The organism is Hydrogenophaga sp. A37, from assembly GCF_002001205.1.
Classification (GTDB): Bacteria; Pseudomonadota; Gammaproteobacteria; order Burkholderiales; family Burkholderiaceae_C; genus Hydrogenophaga.
In genome coordinates this window covers 20,964-37,420 of the sequence record NZ_MUNZ01000102.1, presented here as the reverse complement: position 1 = coordinate 37,420, position 16,457 = coordinate 20,964, and the positions used below count along the sequence as shown (strand labels likewise).

General features: G+C 66.7%; 20 protein-coding genes. 4 read left to right on the top strand and 16 right to left on the bottom strand.

Annotated features, from left to right (window positions below; translation table 11 throughout):
- Positions 1-92 precede the first annotated feature (92 nt).
- Positions 93-575, top strand: a complete 483-nt coding sequence (locus B0E41_RS12150) for an NUDIX hydrolase (protein ID WP_077331440.1) — start codon at positions 93-95, stop codon at positions 573-575.
- Here B0E41_RS12150 and arfB read toward each other — a convergent pair whose 3' ends face one another.
- The 10 genes from arfB to B0E41_RS12100 form a co-directional block, all read right to left on the bottom strand.
- The gene (arfB, locus tag B0E41_RS12145; RefSeq protein ID WP_077331415.1) at positions 576-977 is read right to left on the bottom strand and encodes an alternative ribosome rescue aminoacyl-tRNA hydrolase ArfB; all 402 of its coding nucleotides are present in this window, start codon (positions 975-977) and stop codon (positions 576-578) included.
- Positions 978-1,014: 37 nt separating this feature from the next.
- Positions 1,015-1,554 carry a cytochrome b/b6 domain-containing protein gene (locus B0E41_RS12140; protein WP_077331414.1) on the bottom strand — a complete coding sequence of 180 codons (540 nt, stop codon included), beginning with the start codon at positions 1,552-1,554 and terminating at the stop codon, positions 1,015-1,017.
- A gap of 13 nt (positions 1,555-1,567) precedes the next feature.
- Positions 1,568-1,825, bottom strand: a complete 258-nt coding sequence (locus tag B0E41_RS12135) for a PepSY domain-containing protein (RefSeq protein WP_077331413.1) — start codon at positions 1,823-1,825, stop codon at positions 1,568-1,570.
- 139 nt (positions 1,826-1,964) lie between these two features.
- On the bottom strand, positions 1,965-2,834 hold the full coding sequence (locus B0E41_RS12130) for an ABC transporter permease subunit (RefSeq protein ID WP_077331412.1): 870 nt from the start codon (positions 2,832-2,834) through the stop codon (positions 1,965-1,967).
- A gap of 16 nt (positions 2,835-2,850) precedes the next feature.
- A complete protein-coding gene (locus tag B0E41_RS12125) occupies positions 2,851-3,723 on the bottom strand; it encodes an ABC transporter permease (protein WP_077331411.1) in 873 nt (290 codons plus the stop codon).
- 4 nt (positions 3,724-3,727) lie between these two features.
- Positions 3,728-4,849, bottom strand: a complete 1,122-nt coding sequence (locus tag B0E41_RS12120) for an ABC transporter ATP-binding protein (protein WP_077331410.1) — start codon at positions 4,847-4,849, stop codon at positions 3,728-3,730.
- Positions 4,850-4,853: 4 nt separating this feature from the next.
- Positions 4,854-5,918 carry an extracellular solute-binding protein gene (locus B0E41_RS12115; RefSeq protein WP_077331409.1) on the bottom strand — a complete coding sequence of 355 codons (1,065 nt, stop codon included), beginning with the start codon at positions 5,916-5,918 and terminating at the stop codon, positions 4,854-4,856.
- 150 nt (positions 5,919-6,068) lie between these two features.
- Positions 6,069-6,554: a hypothetical protein gene (locus B0E41_RS12110; protein WP_077331408.1), complete on the bottom strand. Its 486-nt coding sequence runs from the start codon at positions 6,552-6,554 to the stop codon at positions 6,069-6,071.
- Positions 6,555-6,569: 15 nt separating this feature from the next.
- A complete protein-coding gene (gene ypfH, locus B0E41_RS12105) occupies positions 6,570-7,214 on the bottom strand; it encodes an esterase (RefSeq protein ID WP_253194808.1) in 645 nt (214 codons plus the stop codon).
- Complete coding sequence (locus B0E41_RS12100; protein ID WP_077331406.1) at positions 7,214-8,041, bottom strand: class III extradiol ring-cleavage dioxygenase; 828 nt, start codon at positions 8,039-8,041, stop codon at positions 7,214-7,216. The genes ypfH and B0E41_RS12100 overlap by 1 nt, the downstream gene beginning before the upstream one ends.
- Positions 8,042-8,315: 274 nt before the next feature.
- Between B0E41_RS12100 and B0E41_RS12095 the strand changes: the two genes are divergently transcribed.
- A complete protein-coding gene (locus B0E41_RS12095; protein ID WP_077331405.1) occupies positions 8,316-8,873 on the top strand; it encodes a DUF2127 domain-containing protein in 558 nt (185 codons plus the stop codon).
- Positions 8,874-8,923: 50 nt separating this feature from the next.
- Positions 8,924-9,343 carry a hypothetical protein gene (locus B0E41_RS12090; RefSeq protein WP_143433801.1) on the top strand — a complete coding sequence of 140 codons (420 nt, stop codon included), beginning with the start codon at positions 8,924-8,926 and terminating at the stop codon, positions 9,341-9,343.
- Positions 9,344-9,505: 162 nt separating this feature from the next.
- Here B0E41_RS12090 and B0E41_RS12085 read toward each other — a convergent pair whose 3' ends face one another.
- Positions 9,506-9,940, bottom strand: a complete 435-nt coding sequence (locus B0E41_RS12085; protein ID WP_077331403.1) for a putative toxin-antitoxin system toxin component, PIN family — start codon at positions 9,938-9,940, stop codon at positions 9,506-9,508.
- A complete protein-coding gene (locus tag B0E41_RS12080) occupies positions 9,924-10,190 on the bottom strand; it encodes a type II toxin-antitoxin system prevent-host-death family antitoxin (RefSeq protein WP_077331402.1) in 267 nt (88 codons plus the stop codon). Before B0E41_RS12080 ends, B0E41_RS12085 begins: the two co-directional genes overlap by 17 nt.
- A 116-nt stretch (positions 10,191-10,306) precedes the next feature.
- On the opposite strand from B0E41_RS12080, the gene mnmA reads away from it, so the two are divergent.
- The gene (mnmA, locus tag B0E41_RS12075; protein WP_077331401.1) at positions 10,307-11,428 is read left to right on the top strand and encodes a tRNA 2-thiouridine(34) synthase MnmA; all 1,122 of its coding nucleotides are present in this window, start codon (positions 10,307-10,309) and stop codon (positions 11,426-11,428) included.
- A gap of 151 nt (positions 11,429-11,579) precedes the next feature.
- Here the strand turns inward: mnmA and B0E41_RS12070 are convergent, their stop codons facing one another.
- From B0E41_RS12070 to B0E41_RS12055, 4 genes are all read right to left on the bottom strand, one after another.
- Positions 11,580-12,557, bottom strand: coding sequence for a tripartite tricarboxylate transporter substrate binding protein (locus tag B0E41_RS12070; protein ID WP_077331400.1), 978 nt, complete (start codon positions 12,555-12,557; stop codon positions 11,580-11,582).
- 71 nt (positions 12,558-12,628) lie between these two features.
- Positions 12,629-13,810 carry a tricarballylate utilization 4Fe-4S protein TcuB gene (gene tcuB, locus B0E41_RS12065; RefSeq protein WP_077331399.1) on the bottom strand — a complete coding sequence of 394 codons (1,182 nt, stop codon included), beginning with the start codon at positions 13,808-13,810 and terminating at the stop codon, positions 12,629-12,631.
- Positions 13,797-15,230 carry an FAD-dependent tricarballylate dehydrogenase TcuA gene (tcuA, locus tag B0E41_RS12060; protein ID WP_077331398.1) on the bottom strand — a complete coding sequence of 478 codons (1,434 nt, stop codon included), beginning with the start codon at positions 15,228-15,230 and terminating at the stop codon, positions 13,797-13,799. The genes tcuB and tcuA overlap by 14 nt, the downstream gene beginning before the upstream one ends.
- Positions 15,231-15,336: 106 nt before the next feature.
- Positions 15,337-16,311: a LysR substrate-binding domain-containing protein gene (locus tag B0E41_RS12055; RefSeq protein ID WP_077331397.1), complete on the bottom strand. Its 975-nt coding sequence runs from the start codon at positions 16,309-16,311 to the stop codon at positions 15,337-15,339.
- Between the last annotated feature and the right edge of the window lie 146 nt (positions 16,312-16,457).

Here is a 16,457-nt window from a genome sequence, read left to right as displayed (position 1 = left end):
TCACCCACACGCGGCGCACGGGACATTTCACGATGCGGCAAGACCTCCCGCGCCAAGGAACACCCGAACGGTCGGTCGGGATAATGCAGGCCATGAACACCCGATGGAAACCCAGTGCCACCGTGGCCGCGATCATCGAGCGCGATGGTCGCTACCTGCTGGTGGAAGAACACACGCCCGAAGGCCTGCGCCTGAACAACCCGGCCGGCCACCTCGACCCGGGCGAGAGCCCCGAGCAGGGCGTGGCCCGCGAAACACTGGAAGAGACCGCCCACCGGTTCACGCCCACGGCACTGGTCGGCATCTACCTCTCGCGTTTTCAGCGCCCGGCCACCGGCGAAGACATCACCTACCTGCGCTTTGCCTACTGCGGCGAACTGGGCGACTTCGATGTGCAACGCGATCTCGATACCGGCATCGTGCGCACGCTGTGGATGACGCCCGACGAGTTGCGGGAATGCCCCGAACGCCACCGCAGCCCGCTGGTGCAGCGCTGCATCGACGACCACCAGGCGGGGCACCGCTTTCCTCTGAACACGGTGCACACCGATCCCTCGGTGCAACGCAAGGGCTGATCAGTCGCCGCCACCCACACGGCCACGCAGCTGTTTGACTTGCGAGCGATTCGACTTGCCTTCAAGGCGGCGCTGTTTAGATCCGAAACTGGGTTTGGTGGGCTTGCGCGCCTTGGGCAGCGTGGCCACGCTGTCCACCAGCGCCTGCAGCCGCTCCAGCGCTTCGGCCTTGTTCTGCTCCAGGCTGCGGCTGGTCTGCGCCTTGATGACCACCACGCCTTCGGTGGTGATGCGCTGGTCGCTCAAGGCGAGCAGGCGCTCCTTGATCGCTTCGGGCAGCGACGAAGCGTGCACCGCAAAACGCAGGTGCACGGCGTTGGACACTTTGTTGACGTTCTGCCCGCCCGCGCCTTGCGCGCGGATGGCGGTGAATTCAACTTCGGAAGGATCGACGCGGGACATGCGCGGCAGTGTGCCACGCCGTGGTGGAGGCGCTCGATCAGTAGCGTTCTTTGACGCCTGTGACCATGGCCTTCAACAGCCGGGTGCGCTCGATGCGCCCCATGATCAGCGCAGACGCCGCGTGCAGCCCCACCAGGATGATCAGCGCCTCGCCAATCACCTCGTGCAGCTCCTGCAGCCACTCTTCGCCCCAGTAGGCGTCGAGCCCCTGCATCCAGCCGGTGACGCCCAGCGCGAGCACCATGCCCATGAGCGCCATCATCATCAGCGCGCCCAGCGGGTTGTGCCCCCAGTGAAACTCGGCGTGACCCGAGAACATGCCGCGCACGTGGCGCGCGATGCGCCCCGGCGTCGGAAAAAAATCAGCGAACCGCGCGTGGCGCGATCCGACAAAGCCCCACACCACCCGCGCCAGCACCAGGGCCGAAGCGAGGTAGCCCGCCCATTGGTGGACGGTCTCGCCGTCGTCGAGCACAAAGCTGTTCATCAGCACACAGACCACCAGGGTCCAGTGGAACACGCGGACAAACAGGTCCCAGACCGGTCGGCTGGCGTCAAGGGTGGCAGAAGGCTTCATCGCTCAATCGGGATCACTTGGTTTCGAGAACGGCAGCGGTGGCGGGATCGAAGTAGATCTCGACTTTCTTGCCGGCCTTGTCGAAGCCATAGATCTCGTAGCACTCACCCTTGGAGACCTTGAAGGTCTTGATCTGGTAACCCTTCTCTTCCAGGCCCTTCTTGAACGTGGCTTCGGGCATCCACTTCTCCTTGGGCACATTGCAGATGGGGCCGGCCAGGGCGACACCGGAGGCAGCGATCAACAGGGCGGAGACGACAAACGATTTCATGGAACATCCTTTTCAATAGCAACCCAGCAAGTGCTGGTGGGTGTATTGAAAGGGTTTCACATGAAGTCAACCTTAAGTAGCCTGTGTGAAAGTGTGAGCACCGGTGTGCTCCGTTACAGGTGCGCCGCAGCGAGACGGGTCAGGCGCTTTCGGTGGATGCCCGAGCGCCGCTGCGCCACAGCATCAGCACGGCCAAGAGGGCCGACGCGATCATCAGGAACAGGCTCACCGCGTTGAGCACCGGCGTCGCGCCCTCGCGCATGCGGCCGTACATCAGCACGGTGAGCGGCGCGTCCGAGCCCACCAGCATCAGCGTGGTGTTGAAGTTCTCGAACGACATCAGAAAGGCCATCGCGGCCGCACCGATCATGCTCGGGCGCAGGTAGGGCAAGGTTATGGTCCAGAGCACCGCGAGGCGGCTCGCGCCGAGGTTGTAGGCGGCCTCTTCCAGCGTGCGGTCGAAGCGGCGCAGGCTGGCCGAGACGGTGAGCGTGGCGATGGTCACGATGTAGCAGAACTGGCCCAGGATCACGAGCGGCAGCCCGGGCCGCAGGAAGTCCAGCTCCAGGCCCCAGGTCTCGTCGGCGAAGTTGGCGATGCGGCTCGCGAACGCGAGGATGGAGATGCCCAGGATCACGCCCGGAATCACCAGCGGCACCATGCTCAGCAGCGCAATGGCGCTCTTGCCCGGGAACTCGAAACGTTCCAACAGGAAGGCGTTGCAGGTGCCCACCCCCACCGACAGCAGCGTGACCCACACGGCCACCCAGGCGCTCACGCCGATAGCCTGCAGCAGCTCGGCGTCGAACAGCAGGCCGGTGCGCGCGTCGGTGTTCGCAGTGAACCAGTCGAAGGTAACGCCCATCCACGGCGGGGTCGGGTAGTCGGCGTTGTTGAACGCGAACACCGCCACCACCACCAGCGGCACGAACAGGAACACGAAGAAGGCCGCGACGAACGCACCAAGGCCGAAACGTTGCAACGGGGGACGGGGCAGACTGGGGATCATGGGCGAGCCTCTTTCATCACGAAGCTTTCATGACGGCACCGAAGCGCTGCCCGGTCAGTCGGAGTCCGATCCACACCAGCAGGCTGGACAGCGCCAGCAGCAGGAAGCCGAAGGCCGCGCCCTGGTTCCAGTTGAAGCGGGTGATGAACTGGGTGTAGATCTGCTCGGTGAACCAGAGCGAGTTTTTGCCGCCCAGCAGCGTGGGCGTGAGGTAGTTGCCCAGGCAGAGCATGAAGACCACGATGCAGCCGGCCGCGATGCCCGGCGCGGCGTGCGGGATGACGATGCGGCGCACGATGTTGGCCGTGCTGCCGCCGAGGTCGTAGGCCGCTTCGATCAGGCTGTCGTCCAGGCTCTCCAGGCTGTTGACCAGCGGGATCACCATGAACAGCAGCGAGGCGTAAACCAGGCCCACGAGGATGGTGGCGTCGTGGTACAGCAGCTCCACCGGTTGGTCGGCCAGACCCGTGGCCTGCAGCAGACCCGAGACCACGCCGGTCTCGCGCAGCAAAATCAGCCAGCCCAGCGTGCGCACCATCTCGCTGACCCAGAAGGGCAGCAGGCACAGCACCAGCAAGACCATCTTCATGCGCCCGCGCGCCACCTTGGCGATGTACCAGGCGGCGGGGAACGCGAGCAGCAGCGTGAACACCGTCGCCAGCACCGACACCGTGGCCGTGCGCACAAAGGTGTTCCAGTACAGCGGCTCGTCCACGAAGGTGCGGTACTGGTCGAGGCTGGCCGCGTACTCGCCGGGGCCGACGCGCGCCTGCAGCGAGAGCACGAGCAGCTCCACGTGCGGCAGGATCACCAGCCCGCCCAGCCACAGCAAGGCGGGGGCCAGCAGCAGGCCGAGCATCCAGCGGCGGTGGGTGGCGATGTCGCTCATGGCATCAGGCACTGAAACACCAGGCCTGCGCGGGCTGGTAACCGAAGTGCACGGTCTCGCCCGTCTTCAGGTCGGCCAGGCGGCCGGTCAGCGGCAGCGCGATCTGCAGCGCTGTGTCGCTCTTGTCTTCGCGCACCTGCACGGTGGAGTTGCCGCCGTCAAACAGCACGCTCTGCACCTTCGCTGTCCAGGCCGGTTCACCGGCCGGCAGCTCGCGCGCGCTGCGCCCGATCTCGATGGCTTCGGGGCGGATGAACAGCAGGGCCTGCTGCCCCACGTCCACCTGGCCCACGCGCTGCGACCACAGGCCCATGCCGCTCGGTGTGCGCAGCAAGACCTGCTCGCCGCTGCGCGATTCGATGGTGCCTTCAAAGCGGTTGTTGTTGCCGACAAAGCCCGCGACGAACGCGGTCTGCGGCTGGTAATACAGCTGCTGGGGCGTGCCCAGCTGCTCGAAGCGGCCGTGGTTCATGACCGCGACCTGGTCCGACATGACCAGCGCTTCCGACTGGTCGTGCGTGATGTAGACGAAGGTGGTGCCAACCTCGGCCTGCAACTGTTTGAGCTCCACCTTCATGTGCTCGCGCAGCTTGAGGTCGAGCGCGCCCAGCGGCTCGTCGAGCAGCAGCAGCGCGGGCTCCAGCACCAGCGAGCGCGCGATCGCCACACGCTGCTTCTGTCCGCCCGAGAGCTGATCGATGCGCTTGCCCTCGCTGCCGGGCAGGCCGACGCGCCGCAGCATGTCGGTGACCTTGGCCTTGGCGGTCGCGCCCTTCACGCCGCGGCGCTCCAGGCCGTAGGCGATGTTCTCGCCCACATTCATCATCGGGAACAGCGCCAGGTGCTGGAACACCATGTTCACCGGGCGCCGGTTAGGGGGCACGCCGTTCATCGACACGCCCTTGATGCGCAGGTCGCCCGCGTCGGGGGCGATGAAGCCCGCGATCATGCGCAGCAAGGTGGTCTTGCCGCAGCCCGAGGGGCCCAGGATGGAGAAGAAGGACCCCTGGCGCACCTCGAAGCTCAAATCGTCGACCGCCGCAAACGCGCCATAGCGCTTGCGGACGGCCTGGATCTGAAGATCGGGTGTGCCCGCGCGGTCCGTGGCGTTCACGGCGGCGGGCATGGGCTTACTTGGCGGCTTTGACGCGGTCGAGCACGCGGCCTTCGATGTCTTCAATGCCAGCAGGCACGGCCGGGTACCACTTGATGTTCTTGATCGCGGCCTCGGGGAAGCTCTCGGCGAACTGCTTCTTGAGCACCGGGTCCATCAGCTGGTCTGCGCCCTTGCTGGCGGTGAAGTTGCCCGCCGACCCGGCCACCTTGGCGGCGATCTCGGGACGCATGTTGAAGTTGATCCAGGCGTAGGCGGCCTCGTCGTTCTTGCCTTTGGCCGGCAAGGCGAAGGTGTCGACCCAGCCCAGCGCGCCCGACTTGGGCGCGATGAACTTGATGTCGGCGTGGGTCTTGTTCAGGCCCCAGCCGCCGGTGTCCCACATCATGGCGGTGGTCAGCTCGCCCGAGCGCATGCCGGCGAGCAGCTGGTCTTTGCCGTCCCAGTAGAACTTCACATTCTTCTTGCACTCGGTGAGCGCCTTGCCCACGTCGTCCATGAGCGCGCCGTAGGCCTTGGCGTCGCTGTACAGCGCAAACGGGTTCTTGCCGCTGGCGAAGGCAAAGGCGATCAGCGTGGGGCGCTTCAGGCGCATGCTGACCTTGCCGGCGTTGTCGGCCGCGCAGAGGTCGGTGTAGTCGGCCGCCTTGGAGGTCTTGGTGTTGATCACCAGGCCGTCGGTGCCCCAGATGTGCGGCAGGCCATAGACCTTGCCGTCGATGCTGGTGTTCAGGCGCGTGGCTTCGAGCATGGGCGCGATGAACTGGTCGGACTTGATCTTGCTCAGGTCCATGGGCTTGTAGATCTTGAACTCGCTCTGCGGGCCGGCGATGCGGTCCTGGCTGGGCTGGGCGAGGTCGAAGCCGGCGCCGGCGGTGGCGCGCAGCTTGGAGATCATCTCTTCGTTGTTCGAGAGCGTGACCTCGACCTTGATGCCGGTCTCTTTGGTGAACTGCTCCAGCACGTCCTTGGGCACGTAGTCGGCCCAGGTCAGCAGGCGCAGGGTCTTGTCTTGGGCCTGTGCGGCACCGGCGGCCAGCAACAGCGTGGCCAGAACAACGCGGGACAACTTGCTCTTCATGGGGAGATCGCTTTCAGGGTGTGCTTGGGTTGGGATGGCGCCACAGCGCGTGTGGGCCCGGTGACGGCCAGACGCAGAATCCGGCAAAGCCCACCATAAGTCAATACCGTGAAAACCGCGTGACAGCCGCGGCCCCTGTGGCGCTCTCGCTCACGCTGCGGTGAGATGCACCGCGTCAAAACCCAGGTGGTGCAGGCATTCGCGCAGGATCAGCACCAGCGCGTCACCCGCTGGATCGTCGAAACCGCTGCCGTGCGCCTGGGGCGCACCCACCGCCCGCGCCGCCAGCTGCTGGTACTCGCGCTCGATCTGCGCGAGCGGAATGGCCTCGTGCGTCAGGCCCCAAATGGCACCAGCGCGTTGCAACGGTGCCATGGCCCCGGCCGCGACCCCCAGGCGGGCACCCGCGGGAATGTGGCCCGCCAGCGGCTGGATCGCGTCTTCCACGGTCTGGATCGCGTGCTCGATGGCCAACGCCGACGGCCCTTGCTTCGAGACAGGCACGGGCCAGAGCGTGCCGAGCCCGATGGGCAGGCGCCAGCGCTGTTCGCTTCCGTCCGGCAGCGACAGCACCGCCGTGGTCTCGGCGGTACCGATGGCGAGGTGCAGGGTGCTGGGCAAGGCAGGGGCGTTCATCGCAATCTCCTCAAGTCAAGCCGCGACGGCATCCGGCGCGAGCGCGCGCACCAACAGCGCGAGCACCCGCTCGTCGATGCCGTGGCCCAGCCCGGGCAGCACGTCCACCGTCGGGCTCGCGCCCAGCGCCCGCAGGCGCTCAGCCGCCTCCACGCTGTGGGCCGCGGGGATCACCGGGTCCTGCGTACCGTGGATGAAATGCAGCGCCGTGCCAACCGGCGCCACCCGCGGCGGCTCGGCGAACCGCCCAGCCATCGCGACCACGCGCGAGGCCAGCGGCACCGCCTGCTGCGTCGACTCCAGCGCCATGATCGCGCCCTGCGAAAAGCCCGCCAGTGCCGTGGCCGTGGCGTCCAGCCCGGTGCGGGCCTGCCAGGCCTTCACGGTCTGCACGAAACGCGGCATCACCGCCGCGATGCGCTCGACACGGTTCGCCTCATCGATGCCGCGCACCGAAAACCACTGCCAGCCACTGCCCATGTCGGACGGAAACGGCGAGCGCACGCTGACCACCCAGCGGTCGGATCGCGCCAGCACCTGGCCCAGCGGCAACAGGCCCTCGGGGCTCGCGCCCACGCCGTGGAACAGCAGCACCAGCTGGCGCGCAGCCTCGCTGGGCTGATGAAGGATCAGGTCGTCGGTGTTCATCATCGGTTCCATCAGGCGGCCTCGGCCAGGGCCGGCGCTTCGGCCACCGACGGAATGGCGCCAAACAGGTACGAGTCCATCGACAGCACGCCGTAGGTGATGCCGCCGTCAATGCGCGTGACCGGCACCTCGGCGCCCGCCGCACCAGCGGCCACCATCAGCGGCCAGAGGTGCTCGGCCGTGGGATGCGAGCGCTGGGCGTGCGGCGCCGCCGCCATCGTCTGCTGCAGGCGCGCGTGGTCGCCGTTGCGCAGTGTCTGGTGAATCCAGGCCGCGAACTCGGCCGCGTAGGTTTCGCTTTGCGCGTCGGGTGCGTCGAAGCGCACCTCGTAGAGGTTGTGGGTGAGGCTGCCCGAGCCGATGATGAGCACGCCCTCTTCCGCCAGCGGCGCCAAAGCCTGGCCATAGGCGTAGGCACGCTCACCGTCCAGCCGCGCGGGCAGCGACACCTGGAACACCGGAACATCGGCCGCCGGGAACAGGTACAGCAGCGGCACCCAGGCACCGTGGTCCAGCCCCCACTGGGCATCGGCCGCCACCGGCCAGCCGGCAGCGCCCAGCACCTCGATCACGCGCTGCGCCACGGCGGGCGCACCAGGGGCCGGGTAGTTCAGCTGGTACAGCGCAGGCGGAAACCCGCCGAAGTCGTGCACCGTCTGCGGCGCGGCACTGGTCGCCACGCGCGGCTCGCGCGTCATCCAGTGCGGCGAGACGATCAGGATGGCCTTGGGGCGTGGCAGCGTCTTGCCCAGCGCCGTGAGCGCCGGGCCGGCGATGCCGGGGTCGATGGCGAAGGTGGGAGAGCCGTGGGAAATGAACAGGGTGGGGAGGCGGGTCATGGGGGTCTTTCACAGAGCCACCTTGCGGCGGCGATGGATCAGACTTTAGGACGCAGGCCGGGTGCGTGGGTTCTGGCGGTTTGCAGGTTGGCGTCAAAAGCGTTGAAGGTCCGAACGGGCCTTGTTCGTGGTGCCGGTAGCTCAGACCTCACTTCGCGCATGCGGCATATCAAGCCTGCCAACCAGCGATTTGTTGAGCCAACAGACTCCTGCGCTGCCCGATGGCAACAACTTTCAAAGCCACCGTAGACTCAGAACACAAGGAGGAACACAGATGTCAACGCTCACACCAAACCCACCCGCCCAGCGATCCAGCTTCGTGACCACGCTCGCCTGGATCACGATCATCCCGGCGGGGCTGGGTGTCGTCATTTCGACCTTGCAAAACATCTTTTTCTTCACCGTGATGCCGATGGACCAGATGTCCATGCCGTCCGGGCCGCAAATGGAGCAGATGCCAGCGTTCGTCACCTTCATGTTGGCCCACATGCGCGCGATGTTTGTGGCGTTCTGGCTGATGACCGTGGTTTCGCTGGCATCGGGCATTGGCCTTCTTCGTCGGAAGGAATGGGCCCGGCTGTTCTTCATCGCCCTGATGGGGCTGAGCATCGTGTGGAACATTGCCGGGGTCTTCATCCAGCAATCGTTCTTCTCTGCCATCCCCTCGATGGCAGACGTGCCCCCTGAGTTCAACGCCCAGTTTGCGAGCATGGCGTCGACGATGTGGATTGTTTCTATCGCCATCGCGGTGGCCTTTTCGGCGGTGTCGGTCTGGCTGATCTGGCGTTTGAGCTCGGCACCGATCAAGGCAGAGTTTGGTACTGCACCTTGAGTTGCAAGGGGCTCCACATGAGGCTATTTGGCCGGTCGAACAAAAAGCAGATGACCGATCCCAACCTCGGGTTGTTGACGCAAGACCGGCGTGGCTGGAGCGGCCACTTGCCTTGGCCGGACAGCTCGCAACGCATCTCCCTGCGAATTGAGAGCACAGGCGAACCACCAAATGACAGCGTTGGAACGGCCGTATGGGCCTGTTTAGGCAACTACTCCACGCTCTCGGGCCGCCTGCGCAGTGCCCCCTTCTCCTTGTGGCAACCGTACGTTGCTCAGCGCCTGTGGGAAGAAGAATGGCCGACCTCACCCGAGATGCTGTGGGCGCAGCTAAAACTTGATGGGATCGAGGTTCAGCGGTCCGGTGAAATCGTTCTGTTGTACGCGTTCAAGGGCGAGGTCTGGCCAGATGCAATCTTCTCCGTACAGGTGAGCGGGGCAGACGTCCACCCACTTCATTTGGACGATTGACAACGCATCGAAGCCGGCTGAACTTCCTCACCTCGATCCCATGCTTCTGCAGCGCGTAGTCCGTCTTCCGGGTGTGATCTTGAGCAAGCGGGTTGCTTCCCGATTTATGTGCCGCATTCACCGCTTTTAGTGCGGTGAAAATGACGGTCATTCGCCGCAGCACTACTGCCGCTGCACCCTCCGCAGAAAGTCCCCCACCGAAAGAATCTCGATCCCCCGATACGGGTGCATCGAGATCAGGTGCGCCTTGTCGCCGGACACGATGCAGTCCGCACCAACCGAAACCGCCAGCGAGAGAAACATGTTGTCCTTGGGGTCCGCGCAATCGGTGCAGACCTGGTTGACCTCCGCGATCTCGCTGGCTTGTTCAAAACTGGCCAGGAAATCAAACCGGGTGAACACCTTTTCAATGAAGTAGCGGTCGAACTTCGGGCGAGTGAGCACCGACCGCAGTTCTTCGAATGTGTCCTCTGATCGATACACGCGGCCCATCAGCAAAGCTGCCATCACCGCCTGCGCGGCGGGCGACTGGGGATAGATGGCGGCGCTGATGAGGACGCTGGTGTCGAGGACGACCTTTTCAGGTACGGAGCTCATGGACGAGTCGGTTGATGTCGTCCATGCTCAGATCAGGCTCGCCCTGCGGCATGGTCTGGGCGCGCCCTTCAAGGTAGCGATTCATCGTGGCGGCTGCGCGCAGGCGCAGCAGCTCTTCCCCTTCCTTGTAAGACAGGAGCATCAGGGCCGGACGCCCGTACTGGGTGATGGTGACCACTTCGCCGCTTTTGGCGATATCTGCCGCCGCACCAAAGTTGGCTTGCACCTTGGCTGAGGTGAGGGTTTGCATGCCGTTACCCACAAGTTGGTTGAAATGGCCATGTTACCCAACATAGACAACAAGTCAAGCCATTGGCCTAAGCCCCAGACCCGCCCCTCAAAGGCCCGGCTGGGATAATCCACCCCATGGCAAACAAGCAACGTGTGGTGGTCGGTTTGAGCGGGGGCGTGGACTCTGCGGTGAGCGCGCACCTGCTCAAGCAGCAGGGCTACGAGGTCATCGGCATCTTCATGAAGAACTGGGAGGACGATGACAACAGCGAGTTCTGCTCGTCCAACATTGACTTCGTGGACGCGGCCTCGGTGGCCGACGTGCTGGGCATCGAGATCGAACACGTCAACTTTGCCGCCGAGTACAAGGACCGCGTGTTCGCCGAGTTCCTGCGCGAGTACTCGGCCGGGCGCACGCCCAACCCCGACATCCTGTGCAACGCCGAGATCAAGTTCAAGGCCTTTCTCGACCACGCGATGCGCCTGGGCGCCGAGAAGATCGCGACCGGGCACTACGCACGGGTTCGTTTGAATGACACCACCGGGAAACACGAGCTGCTCAAGGGCCTGGACCCGCTGAAGGACCAGAGCTACTTCCTGCACCGGCTGAACCAGGCGCAGCTGAGCAAGACGCTGTTCCCGGTGGGCGAGCTGCCCAAGACCGAGGTGCGCCGCATCGCGGCCGAGATCGGCCTGCCTAACGCGAAGAAGAAAGACAGCACCGGCATCTGCTTCATCGGCGAGCGGCCGTTTCGCGATTTCCTCAACCGCTACATCGCCAAGGAACCGGGGCCGATCAAGGACCCGACGGGCCGCACCATCGGGCAGCACGTGGGCCTCTCGTTCTACACGCTGGGTCAGCGCCAGGGCCTGGGCATCGGTGGCATCCGAGAAAAGGGCGCGCAGAAAGGCGGCAACGAGCACGAGCCCTGGTTCGTCGCGCGCAAGGACATGGAGAAGAACATTCTGTGGGTGGTGCAGGGCCACGACCACCCCTGGCTGCTCTCGCCTGCGCTGCGCGCCGAGGACCTGAGCTGGGTCGCGGGCGAGGCGCCGCAGGTGACCGACATCGCCGCCAAGACGCGTTACCGCCAGGCCGATGCGCCCTGCACGCTGGCGACCGACGCCACCGGCATCACGCTGCGGTTTGCCGAGCCGCAGTGGGCCGTGACGCCGGGGCAGAGCGCCGTGCTGTACGACGGCGAGGTCTGTCTGGGCGGCGGAGTGATCCACACCGAGGCGGCCAACCACCCTTGAAGTGACCCCCGCCGCGCTTCGCGCGACCCCCTCAAAAGGGGGCGGCACTGGCCGCCCGGCAAAGCCGGCCCGGCGGTGCCCTCGGTGGCCCACCGTCATGCAGCTGGGTTGCGCTCCGGCGCCGTGGAAAACTGATTGAGCTTGACAGCGCTCAATCCGCCGTGATCTTGCGCTCCTTGACGATGGCGGCCCACTGGGCAGATTCTTTCTTCATGAACGCCGCGAACTCGGCGCGCGTGGTGGGCTGTGGGGTCAGTCCGTGGTGCTTCAACGCGTCCTTCACGCCCGCGTCGTTCAGCGCCTTCACGATCTCCTGGTTCCAGCGATCGAGCAGTGGGACAGGGGTCTTGCCCGGCGCCACGAAGGCGTACCAGTTCAGCGCCTCAAAGCCGGGGTAGCCGGCCTCGGCCACGGTGGGGATGTGGGGCAGGTAGGCCGGGCGCGTGAGGCCGGTGGTGGCCAGCGGCACCAGCTTGCCGCTCTCGATGTGCGGCATGGCCGTGGGCGGCGCCGAGAAGTACGAGGCGATGCGCTCGCCCAGCAGGTCCTGCAGTGCGGGCGCGCCGCCTTTGTAGGGCACGTGGACCATGTCGATGCCCGCGCGCTGGTTGAACAGCTCGCCCGCCAGGTGCGAGGCCGAACCGGGGCCGGTAGAGGCGAAGTCCACGCTGCCGGGTTTTTTCTTCTCCAGCTGCACGAACTCGGCCAGCGTCTTCACGCCCAGGCCTTTGTGCACCACGAGCACGTTGGGAAAGTACACGCCGCCCGAGATGGGGGTGAGGTCCACAAAGGGGTCGTAGGCCAGCTTCATCAGATGTGGGGCGATGGTGAGCGGGCCAACCGACCCGAACAGCAGCACCGAGCCGTCGGGCGCCGCCTTGGCGACGAACTGGTGCGCGATGTTGCCGCCGGCGCCGCCCTTGTTCTCCACGATCACGGTCTGGCCGATGTTCTCGCCCAGCTTCTTGGCGATCAGGCGCGCGGCCGCGTCGGCGGCGCCGCCGGCCGCGAAGCCGACCACCAGGGTGACGGGCTTTTTGGGCGGGAAGTCCTGGGCCCGGGCCAGGCTGCCCAGCGCGACGGAGGAAAGGGCGATCGTGGTGGCGCGCAGGAAGTATCGTTTTTGCATGGTGAGGTCTCCTCGGTGAGGTTCTTGGGGTGGAAATCGTGGGGAAGAAAACGGTCGAACAGCGCTGCGGCTCAGTCGGCACTCAGGCCGACGGGGTTGGGCAGGCGCTTCTCCACCGCGTGCCGCAGCAGCGCGGCGGTGCGGAAGATGCCGTGGCCGAACTTGTTGTAGGGCATGGTGGCGAAGAGCGCCATCACCGCGCCCAGGTGCAGGCACAGGGTCAGCGCCAGGGCCGGTGTGCCGCGCGCGGCCCACAGGGCCAGGCCGCTGGTGGCGGTGAGGAACAGCAGGGCGATGAAGCCAAGGTCCATGGGCTTTTGCGCGGCGTCGCCGTGTTGCGGGTGGCGCTTCAGGTTCAGGCGCCACAGGCCCGCCGTGCCCAGCGCGAGGCTCACGCCGCCCACCGCGCCCAGCAGTTTGGGCAGGCTGGGCAGGTCGTAGGGCGCGGGCTGGCCCAGCAGGTAGTGGTAGAGCGTGGCCACGCTGGTGGCGGCAAAACACAGCATGAAGCCGTAGAAGGTGAGGTGGTGGAAGCGCCGGCGCGAGAGCGTGTAAGCGTCGTCCTCGTTGTGGCAGCCCTCGCCGTGGCCACCGTCCAGGTACTTCAGGCGCAGCACGGCATCGGCCGCCTCGGCGGTGGCTGGCGCCGACAGCGGGGCGCCGCTGGTGGCAGGTGTCACATCGCGCCAGAAGCGGCGCACGCCCAGGGCCAGTGCCAGCGTGGCGAACAGGAACACCGGCGCGAACAGACTCACGAGCAGGTTGTGCGGAAAGATGCCGTAGAAGTTGCCGCCCGGCGCGCTCCACAGCGCACCCAGGCCTTGCCCATTGAGCACCACGGCCAGCACCAGGAACAGCGCGAGACCGGCCGCCAGCGCCAGCGACAGCGTGAGCCCCTGGCGCTGGTAGAGCCGGCCCAGCGCCGGCGGCCAGGCGTAGTCCACGTAGGTCTGGCCGCGCACCTGGGCCATGGCCTGCGGCACGTTCACCGCAAACTCGTGCGGCGGCGCGTACTGGCAGGCGTGCAGGCAGGCGCCGCAGTTGTGGCAGAGGTTGGCCAGGAAGTGGATGTCGGCCTTGCCGAATTCGAGCCGGCGCGTCATGGCCGGGAACACGGCGCAGAAACCTTCGCAGTAGCGGCAGGCGTTGCAGATCTGCATCTGGCGCGCCACCTCGGTTTCGGGGGCGGACAGCACGGTCTCGCCGTTCGCCAGAGCGCTGGCGTCGCGCGCGAGGGCTTCAAGCGTGTGCATGGTGGGCTCCTGTGGCGGTGGTGCGGGTGGCCTGGGCGGCCCGGGCCGCGTTCGTGCCGGCGATGCGGCCGAACGCCGTGCCGATGCTCATGCCCACGCCCGCCGTGTAACCCTGGCCCAGCACGTTGCCGGCCATCATTTCGCCGGCGACGAAGAGGTTGTCGCTGGGCTGGTGGTTGAAGCGCACGGCCGCCGTGTCGTCGGTGTGCAGGCCCAGGTAGGTGAAGGTCACGCCGGGCTTGAGCGCGTAGCCGTAATAGGGCGCGGTGTCGATCGGCCGCGCCCAGTGCGTCTTGGCCGGGGTGACGCCCTCGGTGTGACAGTCGTCGAGCGCGGTGTGGTCAAAGGTGCCCACGCGGCAGGCGGCGTTGTAGCCGTCCATCGTGCGCATGAAGGTGTCCACATCCAGGCCGAGCTTGAGCGCCAGCTCGGGCAGGCTGTCGGCCTTGACGCCCGGGAACACCGGCGGCATGAAGCGGCCGATGGCCTTGCTGTCGATGATCGAATAGCCGATCTGCCCCGGCTGCTGCGCCACCAGGCGGCCCCAGATCGCGTAGCGCTTGGGCCAGAAATCCTCGCCCTCGTCGTAGAAGCGCTCGGCCTCGCGGTTCACCACCACGCCCAGCGACACGCAGTCGATGCGCGTGCAGATGCCGCCGTCGTAGAGCGGCGCGCGCGCGTCGATCGCCACCATGTGCGCCTGTGTCGGGTCGCCGATGCGGTTGGCGCCGTGCTCGTCGAGCAGGTGGCGCAGCAGCACACCCTGGTTGAAGGCCGTGCCGCGGATCAGGAAGTTGTCCGACGGCCATTCGCCGCGCTGGTTCTGGCCCCAGGCCTCGCGCAGCCAGTCGCGGTTCGATTCAAAACCGCCGGCGGCCAGCACGCAGGCCTTGGCGGTGATGCGTTCGCCGTTCACGTGGGCGGCGACGAAGCGGCCCTCGTGCATCTCGATGCGGTCCACCGGCGCGTTGTATCGGACCTGCACGCCGAGTTTTTCAGCGCTGCGGAAGTAGGCGTTCACCAGCGCCTTGCCACCGCCCATGAAGAAGGCGTTGGTGCGCGCCACGTGCAGCGTGCCGGCCAGCGCGGGCTGAAAGTGCACACCATGGCGGCGCATCCAGGGCCGGCAGGTGGCCGAGGCGCGAATCACCAGCCGGGCCAGTGCCTCGTTGGTCTTGCCGCCGGTGACCTTCAGCAGGTCCAGCCAGAACTCTTCTTCGGGGTAGGCATCGACCAACACATCCTGCGGCGCATCGTGCATGCAGCGCAGGTTGCGGGTGTGGGCGGAGTTGCCGCCACGCCATTCGCGCGGCGCGGCTTCGAGCAGCAGCACGCTGGCGCCGGCCTCGCGGGCCATGAGGGCGGCGCACAGGGCGGCGTTGCCGCCGCCGATCACCAGGACATCGGGGTCCGTTGACATGGGTTTCCTTCTGCTTTCTCTCGTGGGGCGCCGGAATCCATCCGGCGCATGAGGGAATGTAGAAAGAGCAGCGCCCGCTGTGCAGCGGGCTCACGTCATGGGGGCATCACGAAGTGTGATGGGTGGCAGGCGCGGCGGCGAGGGCGGTGGCACCGAACCACCGGCCGTCGCTCAGCAGCGAGCGCACGCAGTCCAGCAGCACCACGCGCGCGGCCAGTGCTGCGGGGGTCAGCTCGTCGTCCGACAGGGTGCACAGCAGGTTCACGCGGCGCGCGGGGGCGTCGGTGAGGCGCGCGCACTGGAAGCGCTGCGGTGCGTCCGGGTAGCGGCCCAGGGCCGCCCAGGGCTGCAGCGTGGAACCCAGGCCAGCGTCGACAGCCGCCATCACCATGGCGAGCGAGTCCACCTCCAGCACCACGCGCGGGGCGATGCCGGCGCCGGCAAACGCCGTGTCCAGGGTGCTGCGCAGACCGTGCGGGCCGGTGGGCAGGATCAGCGGCTCGTCGGCCAGGTCGGCGATGGCGATCTCGGCGGGCAGGCGCGGCGCGGCGGCTCGGCGCACGAGAAACAGGTCTTCCTCCAGCAGCGGCTGCACGCCCCAGCGCCGCCCGCCACCGGCCTGCCGGGTCTGGTGCAGCCGCGTGTCGAACAGCACCGCCAGGTCGAGCTGGCGGGCGTTGAGCATGGCCGTCAGATGGCCCGACATGCTCTCCACCATGTGCAGGCGCACGTCCGGGTAACGCTCGCGCATGGCCTGCATGAGCGGTAGTCCGAGCACCGCCGAGGTGGTGGGCGCCAGCCCCACGCTGACGGTGCCCGACAGGCGCGCCTGCTGCGCCACGCGCATGGCCTGCTCGGCATGGCGCAGGGTGAGCTGGGCCTCGCGGAAGAACGCCACACCCGCCTCGGTGGGCGACACGCCGCGCGGCGTGCGGTGGAGCAGGCGCGTGGAGAGTTCGCCCTCCAGCCGCGTGATCTGCTGGCTGAGCGCGGACTGCACCATGTCCAGGTCCGCCGCCGCCCGGCTCATGGAGCCGAGCTCGACGATGCGAACGAAGTAGCGCAACTGCCGCAGTTCCATGAAGCGTCCTTGTTTCAGGTGGCACAACCGGCGCCCGCGCTGCGGGATCGGTCGGTGTTCTACGCGGTGGATTATTGGCCGGCGATGCGCTCTACGCCCGATTTCAAGACCCGGGGCGGGCACCGGGCCTGTGTTTCTCTGAACTG